The organism is Polaribacter pacificus (assembly GCF_038024035.1).
Taxonomy (GTDB): domain Bacteria; phylum Bacteroidota; class Bacteroidia; order Flavobacteriales; family Flavobacteriaceae; genus Polaribacter; species Polaribacter pacificus.
Window position 1 is genome coordinate 1,529,955 of the sequence record NZ_CP150664.1, and the last position, 24,451, is coordinate 1,554,405.

The following is a 24,451-nucleotide window of genomic DNA, read 5'->3' on the forward strand; positions in this document are numbered from 1 at the left end:
CTTAATCTAAAGAAAACCTAAAAAACTATGCAGTTTTGAATTCTTTTCAATAAAAATTTATAACTCTTTAAATATCAAATTATTACAGCATACCATAAAAACACATTCTTTTGGTTTGATGTAAAATTTTTTGTATTTTAATTGCGTTCAACACTTCAATCTTTATGAATTATACTCAGTTAACAAATACTGCATTAGACCAAAGTAAAGATTCTTTTTGGATCGTAAATCTTGACCTTCAATTAATTTACGCAAATAAAGCCTACTTAAGTGCACTAAAAACAATCACAGGAAAAACACCAGAGCTTTACAAACCTGTCTTTCTTTTAAATGATGCAAAAAAATGGAAATCATACTATAAAAAGGCTTTAAGCGGATCGTCTTTCGAAGTCGATAACCAGCTTTATGATCCAGCGTTAGAAGAAACTAAAAATGGCTGCACTTCTTTTGAACCTTTACTAGATGATGATAAAAAAATCTTTGCTGTTGCGTGCCGATGGAAAAATAGTGCATCAACCATAAAACACACAAATGAAGCTAGTCGATTATTAGATGCTTCGTTAGATGTTTTTTGCACCATCAATGAAAAAGGAGAATTTGTTTATGTAAGCTCAGCTGCCCAAAAACTGTGGGGCTACAAGCCCGATGAGTTAATTGGGAGGCCCTATATAGAGTTAACTCTAGAAAATGATAAATTAAAAACCGAAGAAACTGCAACTGCTATCGAAGGTGGGCGCGACATAAAAACCTTTTCTAATCGATATCAAAAGAAAAATGGTGAAATTGCCTATAATTTATGGTCCTCAAGATGGGATGCTACAACCAAATTATTCTATTGTGTAGCTAGAGATAATAAAGAACAAATTGAGCAGGAAGATAAAATTAAGAAAAATGAGCAACGATTTAAAGCGTTAGTGTCAGGTGCATTTGACTTAGTAGCTGTCTTAGACACTGAAGGATGTTATTTGTATATGAGTCCTTCAATCAAAGCTATTTCTGGTATTCCACCTGAAGAATTTATTGGGAAGTATGCATTTGACTTTGTTCACCCCGATGATATTAGCCAAACATTAGCTGAGCTTGAAAAATCAACCAAAGTAGATAGGCTAATAATGAAACCTTATCGTGCTAAAAATAATAAAAATGAATGGAGATGGGTTGAATCGGTATTAACAAACATGTTAGATAATTCAGCAATTAATGGCATTGTTATTAATTCAAGGGATATTACAGATAAAATTGAGCAGGAAGAACGGATTGCTCAAACTAAAAAAAGATTTGAAAAACTAATCCAAAACAGTACCGACTGTATCACCATAATTTCTCCAGAAGGTGAGACAATCTTTGTCTCTGAGGGAATAAATGAAATTATAGGCTACACAGCATCAGAAACAATAAACCTGGATATTTGGGAACTAATTCATCCAAAGGATAGAGATAATTCTGCGAAGGCCATATCACAAGCTATGAAGAATCCGGGTGTTTCTATACAGGGGCACACTTCAAGAATCAAACATAAAGATGGTTCATGGAGATGGGTTAGTGCTGTTATTACCAACCTGATACATGACCCTTCCATTGGAGGAATTGTGGATGTTATAAGTGACGTAACCAAACAAAAAAATGAAGAGTTTGAAAAGAACCTCATCGCTAAAATAAGTAAGACGTTTAATCAAAACATCAACAAAGGCTTATCTCCCTGCTTACTAGATCTATGTAAGGAAATTGCTCGATTTGATGATTTTAGTTTTGCTGAAATTTGGTTGCCTGCAATTGATACTATAACGCTTAATCTAGCAGCTAGTTACGCAAAGGGCAAAGCTGGTAAAGCATTTTTAAAAGCATCCAATGACACAAATACAATACGCATAAATGATGGTCTAGCAGGTCAGGTTATGCAAAATAACAAAACAGTGATCTGCGAAGCTAAAGGTGATAATTGGGACTTGATTAAGCGAAAATCAGCTGCAAATAAAGCAGGAATTAAAACATTTATTGGTGTTCCATTAACTCATAATAATGAGATAATAGGCGGTCTTTTGATAGGGACAGAAAAAGCAAAGTCTGCTCTTAATGTGAGTTCTGAACTATTTCTAAACTTAGAGACAGTAGTTGGCTCTGAGTTGAGTAGAAAGCAAATCGAAATAGAGCTTTCTCAGATATTTGATTTCACACCAGACATGATTTGTGTAACTGGATTTGATGGTTATATAAAGCGAATAAATCCTGCTGGATTAAAGATATTAGGCTATTCATTTGATGAAATTTACTCACGTCCAGTAAAGTCATTTGTTCATGAAGAAGATCTGCTGCTTACTGTGGCACAACAAACTAAATTGTATAGTGGTGAAAACCTTACTAATTTTGAAAACCGCTACATTACAAAGGAAGGTAAAGTAGTTTGGTTGAGCTGGACTGCTACTTCCTTACCTGAGCAAAGTATTATTTATGCTGTAGGTAAAGATATCTCTGAAGAAAAGAAACTGAGAGAATTAAACCAGCAAGTTGGCAAGCTCGTCCAAATTGGAAGCTGGGAAGTAGATTTAATTAAACAAACACTCTATTGGTCTGATGAAGTGCACAAGATGCATGAAACAGACCCAAATCTCTACAATCCAAACTTGGAAGAAGCAATCAACTTTTACAGGGAGGATTTTCGGGAAATGGTTCAATCAAAGATAGAAAACGCCATTGCTCACCAAAAAAATTGGGATTTTGAAGCGGTAATCATCACAGCAAATAAGAATGAATTATGGGTTCGCTCTATTGGTGATGCCGAATTTAAAAATGGCAAATGCATTCGATTATACGGTGGTTTTCAAGATATTAACACCGTAAAACAAGCTGAAAATAGACTGCAATCACTTGCCAATAATTTACCTGGAGTAGTGTTTCAGTACCTTATCTATCCTGATGGAACTGACGTCTTAAAATCTGTTAGTGCAGGTTCAAAAAAAGTATGGGGGTTTTCTGCTAACGAAGTAATGAAAGACAATCAGTTAGTTTGGAACAATATTAAGCTTGGCGGCAATTTTGAAAAGGTTCAACAAAGTATTACTGAATCTATAGCGTCTAAATCAAAGTGGTCATATCGATTCAAATATGTAATGCCAAATGGTGAGTTAAAAATCCATCTAGGCAACGGAACTCCTACTTATTTAGCAGACGGTACAATACTTTTTAACTCCATTATATTAGACGTCACCCAAGAGGCTAAGAATCAAGAAATGCTTGAACAAACGACCAAAATGGCACGAATTGGAAGTTGGGAAATGGATTTAACTAGTCAAAAGGGAGATATGATGTATTGGTCTCCGTTAATGAGAGAGATTCTAGGGGTTGATGAAAATTTTGAAGCTAGTTTTAATGCTGGTTTGGAGTTCTGCACCAAAGAGAGTGAAATCCAAATGAGCAAAGCATTTACTGCGCTACTTGAAGAAAACGTTGAGTTTGATGAAGAAATTTTACTCATCTCAGCGAAAGGAAAAGAGCAATGGGTTAGGGTGCTGGGAAAAAGCAAAATAGTTCAAGGAAAAAGCATAAGAGTTTATGGTAGTTTTCAAGATATCCATGCGGTTAAAAAAATCACTGAAGAGCTCCAGAATGTCCTTACCGAAAAGGCAAATATATTAGAAAGTATAGGGGATGCGTTTTTTGCTGTAGATAGAAACTGGATGGTTACTTATTGGAATAAGCAAGCAGAAGTTTCTCTTGGAAAAAGCAGAAATGACATCATTGGAAAGAATCTTTGGAATGCATATCCAGATGCCAAAGATTTAGAGTTTTACCGCCAATATCACAAAGCAATGGAGACTGGTAAGATGGTTAACTTCGAAGAACATTACCCAGCTTTAAATATATGGCTGGAGGTTACAGCCTACCCATCTAATGAGGGGCTATCTATTTATTTTAAAGATGTAACCCAACGAAAAAAAACAGAGCAAGAACGCAATAGTTTATACACAACTTTAGAAAACAGCTTAAACGAAATTTATATATTCGATTCGAGAACCCTAGAATTTATTTATGTAAACAAAGGTGCTCTACATAATCTTGGCTATTTAAATGAAGAAATACACTCATTAACCACACTTGATCTTATCCCTGACTATACAAAAGCATCATTTAATGTACTTACTACACCGTTAATAAAACACAAAAAAGATAGAATTGTATTCTTTACCAATCACAAACGTAAAAACGGTAGTGTTTACCCTGTTGAGGTTCATTTACAGCTTATAAATCATGGTACACATGAAAATTTTCTGGCAGTAGTTCTAGATATTACCGAGCGGAAAATTGCTGAAGAAAATTTAATTTCGACCTCAGAACGATTGCGATTAGCGACCACAACAGCAAATATTGGTATATGGGAATGGGATATTCCAAACAACCAGCTCATTTGGGACAAGACCATGTTTAAAATTTTTGGAATAACTGAAAAAGACTTTAATGGCAAGTTCGAAACTTGGGCTGCTACAGTTCATCCCGATGATATTGATAAAACCAATGAGGAGGTTCAAATTGCACTACAAGGCCTTTCAAAACTTAATGTGGAGTTCCGAGTTATTTGGCCTGACAAGTCCATTAGACACGTTCAAGGAGATGCTATTGTAATAAAGGATGAAGTTTCTGGAGAGCCTATTACAATGATAGGAACTAATATTGACATTACAGCTAAAAAACAGGCGGAGAAGGAAATACTCCAAGCAAATGAACGATTTGAAAAAGTAACCGAAGCAACCAATGATGTAATTTGGGATTGGGATATCGCCAACAATACCTTCTATCGTTCAGAAGCCATTGAACAGTTATTCGGGGACCAAGTCTCAAAGTTTTTGAATAAGGAAAATTTTTGGAAAGATAGTTTTCACCCTGAAGACAAAGACGAAATTCAGAAAAGTATCGAAGAAGCAATCGCTGACCCTTTATGCACTCGATGGAAAAAAGAGTACCGGTTATTTAATAAGGATGGAAGCCTTATATATGTATCTGACCAAGGTGTTGTTATTAGAAATAATGAAGGAGTGGCCACTCGAATGGTTGGTGCCATGACTGATGTTACTGATAGAAAAAAAGCAGAAGAAACCTATCGCTTATTGGCAAATAACAGTAATGATATTATTACTTTACAAGACATCAACAATCAGCTTAAATATATTAGCCCTTCTGTAGAAAATATACTGGGCTACAAGCAAGAAGAGCTAACTGATAAACATTTTTTAGATTTAATTCATAATGATGATGTTAAAAAAATAAAAAAAACAATCAATAAAAATGTTTCAAAAGATAAAAGTTCTAACACAGTAGAGTACCGTATTCGTCATAAAAACGGGCATTATGTTTGGTTAGAAGGGTCTGTTTCTCCAGTATTTAAGAAAGGCCAAGCTGATTCTTTTGTAACTACTAATAGAGATATTTCAAGATGGATGTTGGCTAAAAAAGAAATTCAAGACTATCAATCTTCTCTTCAAAAATTAACCACCGAACTTTCTTTAACTGAAGAAAAACAAAAAAAAGAAATAGCTGCCAATATTCACGACCACTTAAGTCAATCTCTAGTTATTTCGAAAATGCGAATTTCAGAATTGGAGAAAAAAACAGAACTAGAAAACATTCAAGAAGATCTAAGTTTTATCAAAGATCACATTTCTAGCGCCTTAGAAAATAGTCGTAAAATAACCTACGATCTTTCACCACCTGTCTTATATCAGCTAGGCATAATTGATACCTTATCTTGGTTTGCGGATACTATTGAAAATCAATATGGGATTAAGTTTGAGTTTAACACCAATACAGATACTAGTAGCCTAAATGAATTTAAATCAATTTTACTATTTCGTTGTATTCAAGAAGCTGTAACAAATACAATAAAATATGCAAACGCTTCTTTAATTATATTAGATCTAGAAAAAGATGAAGAAACAATTACTGTTATACTCACCGATAATGGAAAAGGATTTGATACCTCAACATTAAGTAATACTATAAGTTCAGAATCTGGTTTTGGTTTATTCGCCGTTAAAGAACGCATTAAAAACATGAATGGAGAGCTGATTATTACTTCTGAAATAAATGTTGGTACAAAAATTAAAATTTGTCTATCATTAGAAAAATGAATTCCTCCAAAAAACCATAGAAACAGCATATAATTAAAGTAAAAAACCTCAACTTTTCAGTTGAGGTTTTTTACTTTAATACGTATCCTTCATCCAATTATAAGGCTTGCGTTTTACCCACATTCCTCTCGTAAAATCTGGAAAATCTTGTGGCTCTCCGTTGTTTTCTATCGATGCTTCAGAAAGCGGTGTAATGGCACTCCAGGCTGCTGCGTCATACACGTCTAAAGGTGGGGCAATGTTTTGCAGTGCTGAGTTGACAAAGGCATTAATCACAAAGAAATCCATTCCACCATGACCAGCCCCTTGCGCATGCTCACCGTATTTTTTCCAAAGTGGATGATCGTATTTGTCTAACCATTCTTTAGAAGCATCCCAAGCATGAGGCTTTGAAACTCCTTCTATATACATTCTATCCCCATCTTTTTCCCACAATCCATTAGCGCCTTGCACTCTAAACCCTAAAGAATAGGGTCTGGGTAAGTTACAGTCATGAGTCACAATAATTGTTTCTCCATTAGCAGTTTCAATGGTCGAAGTGATTACATCTCCTTGTTTAAATTTTAATTTTGCATTGGGATGGTCTTTGCCTCCATTAGCAACTATATAATTGTGCAAACCGATTCCTTTGGTGGCATGAGAAGTTAGGGACATAAATCGGTTACCTCTATTTACATCACACATGGTAGCCATTGGCCCTACTCCGTGAGTTGGATATACATCGGCATTTCTCAATAAAGAATGTTGTGTTCGCCAAGCGGACTCTGAAATTCCTTTATCTCCAAACTCCACTCCTTTTCCGTAAGGTGTTTTTCCATCATTAAACTTAACAAAGCGCAAATCATGCTGATAGCCACATCGAAAATGAACCAACTCTCCAAAAACATTTTGCTTGACCATATTTAAAACCGCCAAGACATCTCTTCTGTAATTTACATTTTCTAAAATCATTAAATGACTCCCAGTTTGCTCATGGGTATTGACCAAATCCCAGCACTCCTCCATGGTATTTGCTGCAGACACTTCCAATCCGGTATATTTTCCAGCCAACATCGCATCTTTTGCCATTCTCGTATGCCACAACCAAGGTGTAGAAATGATTACGGCATCTACGTTTTTAAGAGCCAATAAATTTTTATAATCCTCTTCATTGCTTCCAAAAACAGCGGGCTTATTCTTTTCAAATTTTGCAACTTGCTTCAAGGCTACTTGTATTCTTGCAGGATCAATATCACAAATGGCCGTCACCTCTACATCATCTCTTTGCAATACATTGTTTAAATGGTTAGTGCCTCGTAAACCCACTCCTATCATACCGATTTTCAACTTCTTGGCTGGATTGGTCATTCCATAAGAAAGACTAGGAGCCATGGCGATTCCCGTACCTATTATAGCTGATTTTTTGATAAAATCTCTTCTTGAACTCATGTTGCTTTTATTAAAATTAATGATTTGTTCTTTTCAAATTTAAAAATTATTAGCCACAACAGACCTTTAATTTTATAGAAATATTATGAGCCCAAACCACAAAGCCATCTGTTGTTTTTTATATATTTGGAAATCTAAAAAATTCTCTAACATGGATGAAGTAATTTTATACATAAAAATGGGCCTCTATCATGTGCTTGACTTTCAGGCATATGATCATATTTTATTTTTAATTGTTTTAGCGGTAATTTTTTCTTTTTACCAGCTAAAAAAAGTACTGTGGCTAATTACCTTTTTTACCATCGGACACACATTAACGCTGGCCTTATCTGCTTACGGAATTTTAAAAATTGATGTTTCAATAATAGAGTTTTTAATCCCTGTCACTATTTTTATTACAGGAGCTGTAAACGTCTATAATTCTAACAAACTCAATGAGAAAAAAGAGAATATCAATTTGGCATTTGCACTAATTTTTGGGTTGATACACGGCTTGGGCTTTTCTAATTATTTTAGAATGATGATAGGAAAAGAAGAAGATAAACTACTCCCTCTAATAGAATTTGCTTTAGGAATTGAACTATCACAAGTTATAATAGTTTTAGGGATTTTAATAGTTGGCTCTTTGGTTCAATCAATGGGGAAAGTTAGCAAGCGCGATTGGGTTTTAGTCTGCTCATCTATTGTTATTGGCTTTGTTATTCCTATGATGATTGAGCGTGTTTTTTGGTAATTCATTACAAACACTTTAAAAAAACTACTACCTTCGCTCTATGAGTAAAAAGCAATTAAAATATGACACCGCCTATTTAAGAATGGCACATGAATGGGCAAAATTATCTCATTGTGACCGCAAACAGGTAGGGGCACTTATTGTAAAAGATCGTATGATTATTTCTGATGGCTTTAACGGAACCCCAACCGGTTTTGAAAACCATTGTGAAGATGAAGAAAATTACACCAAATGGTATGTTTTGCACGCAGAAGCAAATGCCATTTTAAAAGTAGCATCCTCAACACAATCTTGTAAAGGAGCTACTTTATATATTACCTTATCTCCCTGCAAAGAATGTAGCAAACTCATTCATCAAGCTGGTATTACACGCGTGGTCTATGCAAATGCTTATAAAGATGGAGTCGGATTAAAATTTTTAGAAAAAGCGGGGGTAAAAACAGAATTAATGCAGATTACAGATGAACAAAAATAATTTACCCATATACTTATCTATTGCTGTTGTCTTAGGCATATTTATAGGAAGTCTTTTTAATTCAGGAAGTAGTGATGCTTTCTTGTTTTCAAAAAAATCTCCTAATGAAATAAAGATAAAACGCCTCATCGATTTTATCCAGAGAGATTATGTAGACTCTATCAATACAGATCATTTATTGGACGGAGCAATCACGCAAATTTTAGGAAAATTAGATCCTCACTCTGTGTACATCCCAAAAGAAAACCTACAAGCGGTTACAGAAAACATGCAGGGAAACTTTGTTGGAATTGGAGTTCAGTTTCGAATGATTAAAGACTCCATTACAGTCATCCAACCCATAAAAGGAGGCCCAAGTATCAAGGCAGGAATCAAAGCTGGTGATCGAATTTTACTAGCAAACACAGACACCTTATACAACAAGAACTTGTCTAACGATCAAATAATGAGTTTTTTAAAGGGTGCTGCTAGTACCCCTATTAAACTTCAACTCTACAGAAAAAGCAATGATTCATTATTTTCTCTGACACTTAAGAGAGGTAAAGTAGCCATTAAAAGTGTGGAAGTATCGTATATGATAAACGACTCTATTGGCTATATTAAATTAGAGCGTTTTGCAAGAACTAGTTACCAAGAATTTAAATCAGCACTGAACACGATGCAAAAAAAGGGCATGACTGATTTAATTTTAGATCTACGTGATAATGGAGGTGGCTATGTGGATATTGCCAATAAAATAGTCGATGAATTTCTAGAGTCTGGAAAACTCATCGTTTTTACCAAAAATAACAAGGGTGAAATTGACGAAGACTTTGCCAGTGGTAGAGGAAGTTTTGAAAAAGGAGGCTTGTATGTCTTAATAGATCAAGGAACAGCTTCTGCATCAGAAATTGTTGCTGGTGCCCTACAAGACAATGATAGAGGTACAACCATCGGAAGACGTTCTTTTGGTAAAGGATTGGTTCAAGAAGAGTTGGATTTAGGAGATGGCTCAGCAGTGCGCTTAACCATAGCAAGATACTACACACCTACCGGACGCTCTATACAGAAACCCTATAGCGACGGAAATGACAAGGCCTATCAACGAGACATGGCCAACCGCTATCAAAATGGAGAATTGCTTAATAGAGACAGTATTAAGGTGGTAGATTCATTACAATATAAAACCCCAAAAGGCAAAATAGTCTACGGAGGTGGAGGAATTGTTCCTGATGTTTTTGTGCCGATAGACACAACAGCCTACCTAAACACCTACTTGTATAACACCATTAATAACTTTGCTTTTGACTATGTTGATGAGCATCGAAAAAAACTTCAAAAAATTAGCTTAAGCCAATATATAGAAGGCAACTATATAGATCTTATTTTAAAAAAATACCTAGAAGGCATACCAAAACTTAAACCCTCTAAAAGCATGCTTAAAACCATGACTCAATACTTAAAGGCTGCTGTTGCAAATCAATTGTTTGGCGATGAAGGTTTTTATAAAGTGATTCAAGAAGATGATACGATGATCCTAAAAGTATTAGAGTTGGAAAGTTCCAATTAATGCCGTTCCTTTGTCTATGATGATTAAAGTACCCCAAAACAAAAAAATTTACTTCGCCTCAGATCAACATTTAGGGGCACCAACTGCAGAGGCTAGTATGCCAAGAGAACAAAGATTTGTCTCATGGTTAGACGAGATAAAAACAGATGCTGCTGCAATCTTTTTATTGGGAGATTTATTTGATTTTTGGTTTGAATACAAAACAGTGGTCCCAAAGGGATTTGTTCGGGTTTTAGGAAAACTGGCCGAGCTAAAAGACAGTGGAATTCCCATTTATTTTTTTGTAGGGAATCACGATTTATGGATGCGTGACTATTTTGAAAAAGAATTAAACATTCCTGTATATCATGAGCCTCAAGAATTTGTATTTAACACAACCTCTTTACTCATCGGTCACGGAGATGGTTTAGGCCCTGGAGATAAAGGGTATAAACGCATGAAAAAAGTATTTACTTTTCCGTTTTTTAAATGGTTGTTTAGATGGCTGCATCCCGATATTGGCGTTAAATTAGGACAGTATTTCTCTGTTAAAAATAAACTCATTTCTGGTGATGAAGATGCTGCTTTTTTAGGAGAAGATAATGAGTGGCTAGTTCAATATTGCAAACGAAAACTAGAGACCAAACACTATGATTTTTTTATTTTTGGTCATCGTCATTTGCCTCTTGAAATTGACTTAAACAAGCAAAGCAAATACATCAATTTAGGAGATTGGATTCAGTATTTTACCTATGGTGTTTTTGAAGACGGAAACATCGGTCTTAAAGAATACGGTAAGCCTTGATTTCACAATACTTTAACCAAATCTTTAACCTTCTTTTAACAAGAAAAAAATTGCTATTATTGTAGCTTTGTCAAACTATAACTAGATTAGTACACATAAATTACTCATAATGATAGAATCACAAATGAATGTAGATGTAAGAGCAATCAACGAAAAGATTGAAAGAGAAAGTGCCTTTATAGACATTTTAACTTTGGAAATGAACAAGGTAATTGTGGGTCAAAAAGACATGATTGAACGCTTGCTTATTGGTTTGCTTGGTAATGGGCATATCTTACTAGAAGGAGTTCCAGGTCTTGCAAAAACTTTAGCGATAAACACTTTATCTAAAGCTGTAGACGCTAGTTTTAGTAGAGTTCAATTTACCCCAGATTTATTACCTGCTGATGTAGTTGGAACCATGATATACAACATGAAAGAGAATGATTTCATGATTAAAAAAGGTCCCATTTTTGCAAATTTCGTCTTGGCTGATGAGATTAACCGTGCACCTGCAAAGGTTCAATCGGCTTTGCTAGAGGCCATGCAAGAGCGCCAAATAACTATTGGTGACGAAACGTTTAAATTGGATGAGCCCTTTTTAGTATTGGCTACCCAAAACCCTGTAGAGCAAGAAGGAACTTATCCTTTGCCAGAAGCTCAGGTTGACCGTTTTATGTTAAAAGTGGTTATTGATTATCCTAAATTGGCTGATGAGCAAATTATCATGCGTCAAAACCTAAACAACCAACACGCACAAATAAATCCAATTATCTCTGTTGACCAAATCTTAAAAGCTCGTGAAGTAGTTAATGAGGTTTATATGGATGAGAAAATTGAAAAATACATTTTAGATATTATTTTTGCGACGCGTTATCCAGAAAAATACAACTTAGAAAAGTTAAAGCCTTTAATCGGATTTGGAGCCTCTCCTCGTGGAAGTATTAACTTGGCAAAAGCTGCCAAATGTTATGCTTTTATCAAACGTAGAGGGTATGTTATTCCAGAAGATGTTAGAGCAGTAGTATATGATGTACTTAGACACCGTATTGGTATCACTTATGAAGCAGAAGCAGAAAACATTAGCTCTGTAGACATCATTAACAGTATTATCAATGAAGTAGAAGTACCTTAATCAATTATCGAAAGACAATTATCGGCGAGTAAAAAACCCCTGATTATTGATAACTGTTAACTGGCAATTGAAACAATGGAGACGAAAGAAATACTAAAAAAAGTTCGAAAAATAGAGATTAAGACACGTAGGCTGTCTGATCATATTTTTGGAGGAGAATACCATTCTACATTTAAAGGACGAGGTATGACTTTCTCTGAAGTTCGGCAGTACCAATATGGCGATGATATTAGAGCCATTGATTGGAATGTGACCGCACGTTACAATGAACCTTATGTAAAAGTCTTTGAAGAAGAACGCGAGTTGACCATGCTATTAATGGTTGATATTTCTGGTTCTGAATTTTTTGGTACCCACCAACAATACAAAAGAGATACAGCCACAGAGATTGCTGCAACACTAGCTTTTTCTGCTATACAAAACAATGATAAAGTTGGCTTAATGCTGTTTTCGGATGAAATAGAATTGTACATCCCTCCCAAAAAAGGAAAAAGTCATGTACTGCGTATTATCCGAGAATTGATTGAGTTTAAACCAAAGAGCAAAGGAACCAATATTGGTGAAGCTTTTAAGTTTTTATCCAATGTGATGAAGAAAAAGGCCATCGTATTTGTACTCTCTGATTTTATGGATGACTCGTATGAGCAAACCCTTAAAATTGCTGGAAACAAACACGATGTTACCGGAATCAGAATTTACGACAAGCACGATGAAGAGATTCCTAATTTAGGAATGGTACCCATGTTGGATGCAGAAACCGGAAAAGTACAATTGATTAATACTGGAGCAAAAAATGTCCGAACTAACTACAAGGCCAATGCCTTGCGTTTGTTCGATTTTTATCAAAAAACCTTTAGTCGAAGTGGAGCGGGAACCATCAACACAAGAGTTGATGAGGATTATGTAAAAAAATTATTAGGCTATTTTAAACACAAAGGAAACTAGCAAGACTGCGTTTACAAAAAGCGTTTAAAAAATGAAGAAAAACTTATTTTATCTATTCATATTCTTTTCGACCATGGCATTTGCTCAACAAAAGCCATTGGTCAAAGCGGCTATTGATACCGCACAAATTAGAATAGGTGAACAAATTACCTATCAAATTTCTGTGGATGAGATAGACAATGTTATCATTCCTAAATTAGAAAATTTAAAGGGCCTAGAAATTGTTGAAGACACAAAAATGGACACCTTAAAAAATCAGCTAATTAAGAAGTATATTCTTACTGGTTTTGACAGCGGTGCTTTTTATATTCCACAGCAACAAATTTTTATAAAACAACGATTACACCTTACAGATTCATTGCTTGTAAAGGTAGCAACGGTGGCTATTGACACTGTTAAACAACCGATGTTTCCTATAAAATCTATCCAAAAAGAACCTTATACCTTTGATGATTTTATACCTTACTTATGGTATGTTCTCTTAGGGCTAGTGGTACTGGCTGTGATTTTGTATTTTATTTTTAGAAAGAAAAAGACCCCAGAAGAAAAAATTGCAGAAGCACTATTGCCTCCGTTTGAAGAGGCTATTCAAAGACTGCAACAACTGGATAAAAAACTACTTTGGCAAAACAACAAAGTAAAAGAATATTACAGTGAGCTTACAGACATTGTTAGAGGGTATATAGAAAGAGAACTAAAGGTTCCTGCCCTGGAGTCTACCACCGATGAATTGGTAGATACCTTGATTGATTTTAATAAGACTGGATCTATCACCACCTCTGAAGAAACCATACAAAAATTAAAAGCTTTATTGCGTGAAGCTGATTTGGTGAAGTTTGCTAAATCAATGCCTATGGCAGATGAAATAGAAGGAAACAGAAAAGATGCAGAACTGGTGGTTTCTAATTTAAAACCTACACCTATAAAAGAAGATGAAGATGGATTGGAGTAATTTTGAGTTTTTAAATCCTGAGTTTTTCTGGCTGTTTGCCTTGATCCCTATCCTCATTGTGTGGTATGTTTTAATGCGAAACAAAAACAGTGCAAATTTAACCATACCAAGTGTTAAGGGGTTTAAAGCTGAGCAATCATGGTTGCCAAAACTAAAACCGATACTCTATGTACTCCGTTTACTTGCATTTTCTTTACTTATAGTGGCATTAGCCAGACCCAGAAATGTGGCGGTGAGTAAAAAGACAAAAACCAACAAAGGTATAGACATCGTGATGGCCATTGATGTTTCTGCAAGCATGATGGCAAAAGACTTAAAGCCAAATAGATTAGAAGCTTTAAAAAACGTAGCTACAGACTTTGTAAATCAAAGACCCAACGATCGAATAGGAATTGTGGTTTATGCTGGTGAAAGTTTTACCCAAACACCAATAACTAGTGATAAAGGCATCGTAAAAAGAACTATTTCTGATATTAAATGGGGACAGTTAGAAGGTGGTACTGCCATTGGTATGGGACTCGGATCTGCCGTAAATAGACTTAAAGAAAGCAAAGCCAAAAGTAAGGTGATTATCTTGCTAACCGACGGAGTTAACAACTCTGGTTTTATTGACCCAAAGACGGCGACAGAATTGGCAACAGAATTAGAAATTAAGGTATATACGATTGGAATAGGGACAAATGGAATGGCTGATTTCCCTGTAAATATCAATCCGCAAACAGGTCAATTAATATTCAGAAAACAGCAAGTAGAAATTGATGAGGATCTTTTAAAGTACATCGCAGAACAAACCGATGGTAAATATTTTAGAGCCACGGACAACACCAAATTAAAAGAAATCTACGATGAAATAAACAAATTAGAAAAAACAAAAATTGAAGAATTTAAATATTACAATTACGAAGAGAAATACCGACTCTTAGTACTAATCGCATTAGGTTTATTAGTATTGGAATACACCTTAAAGAATACGATATTTAAAAGTTTTATATAGTTTAACAAAACTAGCACAAAAAAAATGTATCAGATAGAAGAACCTTCTTATTTTTATTACCTAGCTATAATCCCAGTGATTATTGTGCTTTTTCTATTGGTCTTTTGGTGGAAAAAAAGCACTCAGAAAAAATTTATTGATAAAGATTTATTAGTGCGATTAGCTCCAAACACTTCTACGTTTAAATCGGTTTTAAAATTGGTGTTTTTGCTTATAGGGATCAGTTTTTTAGTGGTGTCTTTAACCAACCCTAAAATGGGGACCAAATTAAAAACTTTAAAAAGAGAAGGTGTTGATGTTGTTTTTGCTTTGGATGTTTCTAAAAGTATGTTGGCAGAGGATATTGCTCCTAATCGTTTGGAAAAAGCCAAACAAATTATCTCTAAAATTATTGATAAATTAGGAAGTGACCGTGTTGGAATCATTATTTATGCCGGTAATGCATATCCACTCTTACCAATTACAACCGACCATGCTGCAGCAAGTATGTTTTTACAAAATGCTGGACCAAATATGGTGTCGAGTCAAGGAACAGCAATTAATGAAGCCTTAACTTTGGCAAAAACCTATTATAATAATGATGAGCAAACCAATCGGTTTTTAATCATTATTTCAGACGGAGAAGATCATCAAGATGAAACCAGCAAGGTTGCACAAAGCATGTCTAAAGAAGGTATTAAGATTTTTACCATTGGTGTTGGAACCGAGCAAGGAGGCCCAATCCCAATTAAGACAAACGGATCTTTGGTAGGATACAAAAAAGACAACAAGGGAGAAACTGTCATAACCAAGCGCAACCAAGAAGTTTTAGAAGAAGTAGCAAATTCTGCTAGTGGACGCTATATCGACGGAAACAAAACTGAAACTCCTGTGGATATACTTGAAAAAATATTGGCAAACGCACAAAAAAGTGAGTTTGAAACCAAGCAATTTTCAGATTATAAAGATCAATTTCAGTGGTTTATTGGTTTGGGGATCCTCTTTCTTTTAATTGATGTATTTTTCCTTGACAAAAAAACAAAATGGGTTAAAAAAATTGATTTATTTAATGAGCAATAAAACAATACCAATGAATAGAATTAAAAACATCTTTACCGTAGTATTCTTCGTGCTGTTCTCTGCTACGAGCTTTGCTCAGCAAGATAGCATTGCACTTCAAAGAGAGGCCAGAAGCTTGTTGAGAAATGGAAATGAACTCTATCAGCAAGAAAAGTATACTGATGCCAGTGTCCTATACAAAAAGGCCTTAGAAAAAAGCGCCACCTATAAAAAGGCTAGTTATAATTTAGGCAATGCCTTGTATTTGCAAAAGGATTATAAAGAAGCAGTTCCTCAATTTGAATTGTCTGCAAAAGCGGCAAAAGACAAGTTCTCAAAAGCAGAATCTTTTCATAACCTTGGGAATTCTATGATGGAGCAAAAGCAATATCAACAAGCGATAGACGCTTATAAGAATGCCTTGAGAAACAATCCAAATGATGATGAGACTCGTTACAATTTGGCCGTTGCAAAAAAGAAATTAAAAGAGCAAAAGGACAAAGAGAACAAGGACAATAAAGACGACAAAAAGGATAACAAAGACAAGAAAGACAACAAAGATAAGAACGACGATAAAGGAGATCAAAAGGACGATAAAAAAGGAGACCAGAAAGACGAGGATAAAAACAAGGACGACAAAAAAGATGATCAAAATGGTGATCAGAAAGACAACAAAGACCCTAAACAAAACGAAAATAAAGACAATAAGAAAAAAGAGCAGCCTAAAAAAGGCAAAATGACTCCTGAGCAGATCAAACAATTGTTAGAGAGTTTGAACAACGAAGAAAAAAAGACTCAGAAAAAAATGAACGTAGAGAAAGCAAAAGGAACAAAAACCAATAAAGAAAAAGATTGGTAAGTAATTTTTAATATTTACAAATCTTATTATTTTTGATTGTTGACAAAATGAAAATGAAAGCGTTTTACATACTGTGTTTTATTGGATTGTTTACCCAATCCTTATTAGCCCAAGCGACATTTACTACTGCGGTTAGTAAAAACAAATTGGGTGTAAACGAACGTTTTAGAATAGAATTTACCATCAATATGCAAGGTGCAGATAATTTTTCTCCACCAAATTTTAAAAATTTTAAGGTCATAGCTGGGCCAAGTCAATCTGTAAACCAAGCGTGGATTAACGGAAAAACTACCTTTTCACAATCCTATATTTACACCCTGCAACCAAAAAACATTGGCGTTTATACTATCCCTGGAGCAACCATAGAGTTTGGAGGAAAAACACTCACTTCCAATACGGTTGAGATGAACATCTTAAAAGCAGTCGATATTCCAAAAAATCCAAATGACCCTAATTATATTGCTGAGCAAAACGTACACTTGGTTGCAGAAGTTTCTAAGACCAAGCCTTATGTTGGAGAAGGTATTTATGTTGAGTATAAGCTGTATGTTAGTCAAAACATCAGTGTAGATAATTATGAGGTAACAGAAAGCCCAAAATACAATGGCTTTTGGAATCAAGACATTAGAATAGACAATTTACAGGTAAAATTAGGGAAGTTTAACGGAGAAGATTATCGTTATGTAGTCTTAAAAAAAGCGCTACTTATTCCAACAAAATCAGGAAAACTGATAATTGAACCCATGAAAATGGATGTGTGGATTGGAGTACCAACCGGCCGAGGTGATTTTTTTGGAAACCCAATTACTACAACTGTTAGAAAAGAGTTTACCTCTGCCCAAAGAAACATTCAGGTTGCTGCTTTACCCATAAAAGGAAAACCAGAAAACTTTACAGGTGCCGTTGGAGATTTTGATTTTGTAGTTTCTGCAAATAAAAATGATTTAAAAGCCAATGAATCATCAGAAATAAAAGTGACTGTATCAGGAAAAGGAAACTTAAAACTCTTTAGCTTACCTAACATAGAAACGCCAAAAGAACTAGAGGTATATACCCCTGAGCACAAGGAAAACCTAAGAACCACAGCAAGTGGGTTGCAGGGTACAGTCTCTGATTTATATACCGTTGTTCCGCAATTTAAAGGGAAATACAAAATTCCAAAACTGGCCTTCTCCTATTTTAATCCTTCAGAGAAAAAATACAAGACTATAACAACAGACGATTTGTATGTAAATGTTTTAGAAGGGAAAGAAATTGTAAGCAGCACAAATGCAGACACGGCTAAAAAAGATGTCGTAATTTCTGGAAACAACTTTAGATATATTCAAACCAGTACTAGTTTTAAACCTAAAACGACAAGCTTTTTCTTTGATTCAAATCTGTTTTATCTACTCTTAATTATCCCTTTACTTTTTATACCGATTGGCATAATCATCTATAATAAAAGTGTCGAAAAGTCAAAAGACCTGGTTGGCAAGAAACTTAGAACAGCAGATAGGCTCGCTAAAAAGTACTTATCCGAAGCTAAAAAACAACTCGGAAACAAAGAAGCGTTTTACATAGCTTTAGAAAGAGCTTTGCACAATTATTTAAAAGCAAAATTGCAAATAGAAACTGTAGATATAAGTAGAGAGAGTATCAAAGAAATTTTAATTGATAAAAAGATCAGTGAAGAAACTATTGAATCTTTTATTGAGGTTTTAGACGGTTGTGATTTTGCTCGTTATACTCCGATCACTGATGTGATGATGCAAGATGAGTTTGAAAAAGCCAAACATGTAATTTCTCTTATAGACAAACAATTATAAGCTGATGAAAAAAAGTATATACATCGTATTTATACTCGTTGCACAAACAATGTTTGCGCAAACTAGTAGCGCTTTGTTTGATCAAGCAAATGGTTTATACAAAGAAGGACAATATAAAAAAGCAATAGAGCTTTATACACAGATAGAAGGAAAAGACAGCATATCATCCGACCTGTATTACAATTTAGGAAATTGTTACTACAAGCTAAACAGTGTTGCCAATACCATCTATTATTATGAGAAAGCCTTATTGATCAATCCTCTAAATACAGATGCTACTAATAATTTGACATTTGCAAAAAGAATGGTCATAGACAACATAGAAGAGCTGCCTCAGACCTTTTTACAGAGATTAGAAACCAACTACATCAAAAAGTTATCCTTTGATCAATGGGCTCGTATTTCAGTAATCTTCTCGGTTCTAACCGCAGTCCTTTTTTTACTCTTTTATATTTCAAAAATCTCAAACAAAAAAAGGATTTACTTTATTACAAGTATTATTGCATTTCTAGGCTTGTTAGCTTCTTTAAGTGTTAGTTATCACCAATACGACAAGCATAAAACAACTAAAACAGCAATTATCTTTGCTGCAAAAGTGTCTGTGAAAAATGCTCCAACCTCAAATTCAGATGAAATTTTTGAATTACATGAAGGAACCAAAGTTCAGATTTTGGATGCCGTTGACGATTGGAATAAAATCCTTCTAGCCGACGGAAAAATTGGTTGGATGAGCTCTAGCGAATTAAAATTGTTAACCCAGAATTAACAAATAATTACTTAAATTTTAGTAAATTCGCATTTCTGACAAAAAAACTGATGAACAAAAACAAGATAGCAATCTTTTTTTCTTTTATTTTTATCCTGTTTGTAACAGCGCCAACCGTTGTTACATTAATAGATGAATCTATTGATATCTCTTTTATTTACTCTACTTCGGAAGAAGAAGAACAAGGACAAAAAGCAGATAAAAATGTCAAAGTTTTCATTGTTCAGGTAAAGCCAAATGAATTTGAGTTTGCCAAAGTTTCTAATGACAACAATTTAGGACATAACAACGCTAATTATCCTAAGCCTTATCTCAACGTGGTATTTCCACCTCCAGAGTACAATGTGGCTTAATCTTAGCCCAAAAACTTTCTATTTACTTAGAACACAATCATTCAATTTTTTTATTAATTAATTCCTACTTTTAGCAAGGAATTAAAAACTTATATTTATATGAAATCTATTTTTTCAAATATTAAAGGGGATATTTTTGGTGGTATTACTGCTGGTATTGTAGCCCTTCCACTAGCTTTAGCTTTCGGTGTTAGTTCTGGATTAGGACCTAGTGCTGGATTGTATGGGGCCATCTTTTTAAGTTTTTTCGCCGCATTATTTGGCGGTACTAGCACCCAAATTTCTGGACCAACTGCCCCAATGACTGCCGTTAGTGTTGTGGTTATTGCAGGAATCGTGGCTGCCAACGATGGAGATGTTACAAAAGCACTTCCTTACATTTTATTTGTATTTTTCTTGGCAGGTTTACTTCAAGTAATACTAGGATTAGCTGGTTTAGGAAAGTACATTAAATACATACCCTATCCGGTCGTCTCTGGTTTTATGACAGCAATTGGAGTAATTATTATCATTACACAAATTTTACCAACTGTTGGATATTACCCAAAAGAGGATGTTGCTTTTGTAAATGAATTTAAACCTCAAGCAGAAGAAATCATCTTACAAAATATTCTTAAAGATGAAGCAGGAGAAGGTATTTTGGTTTTAGAAGATTTTAAAGAAACCATCAACAGAGCAGGAACAATTACAGAGGATCAAATATTAAAAGAGTCTCAAACTCTTGCTGCTAGTAATACTTCTGGTGTAATCGGCGCAGTGAAATCACTTCCAAGAGCTATTGGAAATATTAACTGGTTAGAGCTTATTTTAGCTCTTTCGACTATTTTTATTATCTATGGTTTTAAACGAATAACAACTGCCGTCCCAAGTACTTTGGTGGCCTTGCTCGCAGTTAGTGGAGTGGCCTATTTTGGAGGCTTGGATTACCGTTCTATAGAACAAATTCCATCGGGTTTACCGATACCACATTTTGAAATGTTTACACAATTTAGTCTTGGCGGAATTTCACCTTATATTTTTACCGCACTATCATTAGCGCTACTTGGAGCCATTGACTCATTACTAACTTCGGTCGTTGCAGACAATATGACCAAGACAAAACACAATCCAAATAAAGAATTAATAGGTCAAGGAATTGGAAATAGTATTTCATCAATTTTTGGTGGTATCCCTGGTGCAGGTGCAACAATTAGAACCGTTGTAAACATCAATGCTGGAGGAAAAACAAAACTTTCTGGTATGGTTGCCGCACTATTATTACTATTAATTTTATTAGCATTAGGCCCGGTAGCTTCACAGATTCCTGCAGCAGTATTAGCTGGTATTTTAATTACTGTAGGTATTGGTGTAATGGACTATAAAGGACTAAAGGCTGTTGTAAAAATGCCTTCTGGTGAAGTCGTTATTATGTTTATCGTATTAATCTTATCTACGTTCTGGAATTTAGTGAACGCAGTAGGAATTGGTTTGGTAATGGCTTGTTTGTTATTCATGAAAAAAATGGGTGATGTCTCAGAAAAAAGATCAGATGTAAAATCACTTAAAAAAGAAAAAAGCTGGGAAGATGAAGCTGATTTTCCAGAAGATTTAAAAGAAAAAGTATACATCAAACACATTAAAGGTCCTTTGTTCTTTGGATCTACTAGTAATTTCCAGAGTTTAACCAAACAAATTCCAAGTTCTGCAGAATATGTAATCATTCGTATGGGAAGATCTCCGTACATGGACCAATCAGGTTTGTATGCGCTAGAAGATGCTGCTATGGAGTTGGTTCAAAATGGCAAAAAAGTATTATTAGTAAATGTGTTAACCCAACCTAAATATATGTTAGAACGTATAGATCTTGTTCCTGATTTGATTCCTAAGGAACATATCTTTAAAACATTTAAAGACTGTACAAGTTGGATTAAAGAACAAACAAAAAACTAAACAATGTTACATAGAGATAAAGCAGTTACAAAAGAGCAGCAGGACAAATTGACCCCACTGCGCGTTTTACAAGATTTTATTGAAGGGAATGCACGATTCATTAGAGATGAGGTGCATTCTATCAACCACAAAGCCTTGATAACACAAACTACTGAAGGACAGCATCCAAAAGCAATTGTACTCTCTTGTATCGATTCAAGAGTTCCTGTCGAATTAATCTTTGACCAGACTATTGGAGATATTTTTGTAGCAAGAGTAGCAGGTAATTTTGAGAATACAGATATCTTAGGAAGTATGGAGTATTCTTGTAAGGTTGCTGGTAGTAAATTGATATTTGTATTGGGACACGAAAGTTGTGGAGCCATAAGAGCTGCCTGCGACCATGTAGAATTAGGGAATATTACCTCTATGCTAGCCAATATTCAGCCCGCTGTTAAAATGTCTGAAGGTCAAGTAAACGGCAAGAAAAATTCTTCGAATGAAGAATTTGTAAACAAGACCATAGAGAACAACGTAATGTTAACTATCGACAGAATTAGAGACAAAAGCCCAATTTTAAAAGAAATGGAACAAAACCAAGAAATTAAAATTGTAGGTGGCGTCTATCAGCTGAGTACAGGAAAAGTATACTTAATCTAATTAAAAAGGAGGCAATTGCCTCCTTTTTTTATATCTCTTCTAGAAGCTTGTCCAGACCCTCTGTTTTAAGTGGCTGGTTTTCCAAGTCGATGCTTGGAATAATTGCTGGGACTATGCTTTTTATCGGCCCATATAATAAAGATTCATCGAGTGTTTCTTGTTTGACAAAACTTATTGTTTTGTTCATTTTTTGAAAGAAGATAAAAAATACACTTAGTATCAACGCATATTTTAAAAAGCCAAAGACACCTCCTAATATTTTATTAATTATCCCTAATGCTGCAAAATCTGCTAATTTAGTTAGCAGTTTCCCAGCTAGGCTCACTAAAACTATGATAACGATAAAGGTAAGTGCAAAAGCTGCCAAAGAAATCTGTTTTTCTGACCAAGACACACTTTCTTTAAGATACGAAGCTGCATAATCCGAAAAATGAATGGCACCATAAACCCCACCTATCAAAGCAATTAGTGAAGCGATTTCCACAAAAAAACCTTTTATCAAACCTCTAACAAAACCAAAAACCAATACAATCGTAATAACAATATCAAAAACATTCATAATTTAAAAACAACTTTTTTATACTACTTTACAGTTTCTTATTACAAGTGAGAGATTTCTACTTTGATTCTGCGTAGCTAACTTACTACAAATCGCACGAAAATTCAAATGTCTGTTCTTATTAAAGAAAAATATTGCAAAGAGTGCGTATCTTTGAGGCATTATATTTTTTTATGACAGAAAATAGCACCTTAAAAGAAAAATGGGATTACATCATTGAAAAACTCTCTGCTCAATTTGCAGATGGGGATCCTTTAAATATTGACGCAGTTATATATCTTGTTGGTGTTCAAGAACTTGGACAAGGACAACGTAAATTTAAAAAAGACGAAAAATTAAACCTAATGCATATTGCCATTTGCAAATTGCTAGAGCCATATGGCTACTATGAATTTGATTTTTTTGATGAAGATGGATGGCCGCATTATAAAACAATCAATCAGTTGCCTAATTTAAAACCTGGAGAACAATCTGTATTGATGAAAGAATCTATTGTTGCTTATTTTGAGAATTTAGATTTCTTTAAGTAACTTTAATTTTTCTTACCAAAACAGAAAATAGCTTAGGAACCCAACGCTTTAGGTAGATTCCAAACTTCTCTTTGGTTCCAGCGATATAAACCTCCTCTTTTTTTTGAGCAATAGCCTTGAGCATTTTTGTAGCAAAACGCTCTGGATCTATTCCGTTTTCTGTTGCTTTATCCATGCTTTGTTGTGGGCTACCATCACCCGTTAAAGCATTCATAGATACTGAAGTCTTTACAAACCCTGGGCAGACGATTGTCACTGATATATTGTCTGTAAAACACTCCGCTCTTAAACTATCAAAAAAGCCATGCAAGGCATGTTTGGATGCAGCATAGCTAGATCGATAAGGGGTACCTATAATCCCTACAGCACTAGATGTGACCACAAAATGACCTTTTTGTTTTTCAATAAAATGAGGTAATAAGGCCTTAGTAAGTGCAATAGTTCCAAGATAATTAACCTTCATTATTTTTTCATCTACACTTAGCTCAGTGTCTTTTGCCAATGATCGTTGGCTGATGCCTCCATTGTTAATTAAAACATCTACAGTTCCGTGCTTTTTGATCAGCTCAGCAACTTTGCTCGGAAAATCTTTATAGTCTTCTAAATCTAAGGGAAAAGGAAATACCTTCTCTGGGTCCTTACACAACTGTTGCACCTCTAACAAAGCTGGCAATTTTCTCGCAGAAAGAATTAAAATTGCATTTTCTTCTGACAATTTAATTGCTAGAGCTTTTCCGATTCCAGAAGATGCTCCAGTAATCCAAACGATTTTATTTGAAAAATTCATGTAAAATAATTTAAAAGCAATGTACTTATTTTAACTTAGAAATAGTAATTTTGGTACACTTCTTGAGAAGTTTAAGAAAATTAAAAAATT

Annotated in this window: 20 protein-coding genes; 17 read left to right on the forward strand and 3 right to left on the reverse strand. The window is 34.7% G+C overall.

The genetic code is table 11. The features are described from left to right. Positions 1 to 164: 164 nt before the first annotated feature. Positions 165 to 6,119 carry a PAS domain S-box protein gene (locus WHC90_RS06940; RefSeq protein WP_188597754.1) on the forward strand — a complete coding sequence of 1,985 codons (5,955 nt, stop codon included), beginning with the start codon at positions 165 to 167 and terminating at the stop codon, positions 6,117 to 6,119. A 75-nt stretch (positions 6,120 to 6,194) separates the two neighbouring features. Here the strand turns inward: WHC90_RS06940 and WHC90_RS06945 are convergent, their stop codons facing one another. Next, positions 6,195 to 7,547 (reverse strand): Gfo/Idh/MocA family protein, encoded by a 1,353-nt coding sequence (locus tag WHC90_RS06945; RefSeq protein WP_188597755.1) that lies wholly within the window; start codon positions 7,545 to 7,547, stop codon positions 6,195 to 6,197. A 151-nt stretch (positions 7,548 to 7,698) separates the two neighbouring features. Between WHC90_RS06945 and WHC90_RS06950 the strand changes: the two genes are divergently transcribed. From WHC90_RS06950 to WHC90_RS07020, 15 genes are all read left to right on the forward strand, one after another. Next, complete coding sequence (locus WHC90_RS06950) at positions 7,699 to 8,280, forward strand: HupE/UreJ family protein (protein ID WP_188597756.1); 582 nt, start codon at positions 7,699 to 7,701, stop codon at positions 8,278 to 8,280. A gap of 40 nt (positions 8,281 to 8,320) precedes the next feature. Next, positions 8,321 to 8,755, forward strand: coding sequence for a deoxycytidylate deaminase (locus WHC90_RS06955; protein WP_188597757.1), 435 nt, complete (start codon positions 8,321 to 8,323; stop codon positions 8,753 to 8,755). Beyond that, positions 8,742 to 10,304 carry a S41 family peptidase gene (locus tag WHC90_RS06960; RefSeq protein WP_188597758.1) on the forward strand — a complete coding sequence of 521 codons (1,563 nt, stop codon included), beginning with the start codon at positions 8,742 to 8,744 and terminating at the stop codon, positions 10,302 to 10,304. The genes WHC90_RS06955 and WHC90_RS06960 overlap by 14 nt, the downstream gene beginning before the upstream one ends. Before the next feature lie 22 nt (positions 10,305 to 10,326). After that, on the forward strand, positions 10,327 to 11,088 hold the full coding sequence (locus WHC90_RS06965; RefSeq protein WP_188598579.1) for a UDP-2,3-diacylglucosamine diphosphatase: 762 nt from the start codon (positions 10,327 to 10,329) through the stop codon (positions 11,086 to 11,088). Between the two features lie 124 nt (positions 11,089 to 11,212). After that, complete coding sequence (locus tag WHC90_RS06970; RefSeq protein WP_188598580.1) at positions 11,213 to 12,202, forward strand: AAA family ATPase; 990 nt, start codon at positions 11,213 to 11,215, stop codon at positions 12,200 to 12,202. A 75-nt stretch (positions 12,203 to 12,277) separates the two neighbouring features. Then, complete coding sequence (locus tag WHC90_RS06975; RefSeq protein ID WP_188597759.1) at positions 12,278 to 13,147, forward strand: DUF58 domain-containing protein; 870 nt, start codon at positions 12,278 to 12,280, stop codon at positions 13,145 to 13,147. Positions 13,148 to 13,178: 31 nt separating this feature from the next. Next, complete coding sequence (locus tag WHC90_RS06980) at positions 13,179 to 14,099, forward strand: hypothetical protein (RefSeq protein ID WP_188597760.1); 921 nt, start codon at positions 13,179 to 13,181, stop codon at positions 14,097 to 14,099. Beyond that, positions 14,086 to 15,093 (forward strand): vWA domain-containing protein, encoded by a 1,008-nt coding sequence (locus tag WHC90_RS06985; protein ID WP_188597761.1) that lies wholly within the window; start codon positions 14,086 to 14,088, stop codon positions 15,091 to 15,093. Before WHC90_RS06980 ends, WHC90_RS06985 begins: the two co-directional genes overlap by 14 nt. Positions 15,094 to 15,117: 24 nt before the next feature. Then, positions 15,118 to 16,152, forward strand: coding sequence for a VWA domain-containing protein (locus WHC90_RS06990; protein ID WP_188597762.1), 1,035 nt, complete (start codon positions 15,118 to 15,120; stop codon positions 16,150 to 16,152). A gap of 10 nt (positions 16,153 to 16,162) precedes the next feature. Continuing rightward, positions 16,163 to 16,990, forward strand: coding sequence for a tetratricopeptide repeat protein (locus tag WHC90_RS06995; RefSeq protein WP_188597763.1), 828 nt, complete (start codon positions 16,163 to 16,165; stop codon positions 16,988 to 16,990). Between the two features lie 47 nt (positions 16,991 to 17,037). After that, a complete protein-coding gene (locus tag WHC90_RS07000; RefSeq protein ID WP_188597764.1) occupies positions 17,038 to 18,798 on the forward strand; it encodes a BatD family protein in 1,761 nt (586 codons plus the stop codon). 4 nt (positions 18,799 to 18,802) lie between these two features. Continuing rightward, on the forward strand, positions 18,803 to 19,564 hold the full coding sequence (locus WHC90_RS07005) for an SH3 domain-containing protein (protein WP_188597765.1): 762 nt from the start codon (positions 18,803 to 18,805) through the stop codon (positions 19,562 to 19,564). A 50-nt stretch (positions 19,565 to 19,614) separates the two neighbouring features. Next, on the forward strand, positions 19,615 to 19,917 hold the full coding sequence (locus tag WHC90_RS07010) for a hypothetical protein (protein ID WP_188597766.1): 303 nt from the start codon (positions 19,615 to 19,617) through the stop codon (positions 19,915 to 19,917). A gap of 99 nt (positions 19,918 to 20,016) precedes the next feature. Further along, the gene (locus WHC90_RS07015) at positions 20,017 to 21,846 is read left to right on the forward strand and encodes a SulP family inorganic anion transporter (RefSeq protein ID WP_188597767.1); all 1,830 of its coding nucleotides are present in this window, start codon (positions 20,017 to 20,019) and stop codon (positions 21,844 to 21,846) included. A gap of 3 nt (positions 21,847 to 21,849) precedes the next feature. Continuing rightward, positions 21,850 to 22,485, forward strand: a complete 636-nt coding sequence (locus WHC90_RS07020) for a carbonic anhydrase family protein (RefSeq protein WP_188597768.1) — start codon at positions 21,850 to 21,852, stop codon at positions 22,483 to 22,485. A 28-nt stretch (positions 22,486 to 22,513) separates the two neighbouring features. Here WHC90_RS07020 and WHC90_RS07025 read toward each other — a convergent pair whose 3' ends face one another. Continuing rightward, positions 22,514 to 23,044, reverse strand: coding sequence for a CvpA family protein (locus tag WHC90_RS07025; RefSeq protein ID WP_188597769.1), 531 nt, complete (start codon positions 23,042 to 23,044; stop codon positions 22,514 to 22,516). 173 nt (positions 23,045 to 23,217) lie between these two features. On the opposite strand from WHC90_RS07025, the gene WHC90_RS07030 reads away from it, so the two are divergent. Further along, entirely contained in the window at positions 23,218 to 23,574 is a 357-nt protein-coding gene (locus WHC90_RS07030; RefSeq protein WP_188597770.1) for a hypothetical protein, read from the forward strand. Here WHC90_RS07030 and WHC90_RS07035 read toward each other — a convergent pair. Then, complete coding sequence (locus tag WHC90_RS07035; RefSeq protein ID WP_188597771.1) at positions 23,567 to 24,361, reverse strand: SDR family oxidoreductase; 795 nt, start codon at positions 24,359 to 24,361, stop codon at positions 23,567 to 23,569. The genes WHC90_RS07030 and WHC90_RS07035 overlap by 8 nt on opposite strands. Between the last annotated feature and the right edge of the window lie 90 nt (positions 24,362 to 24,451).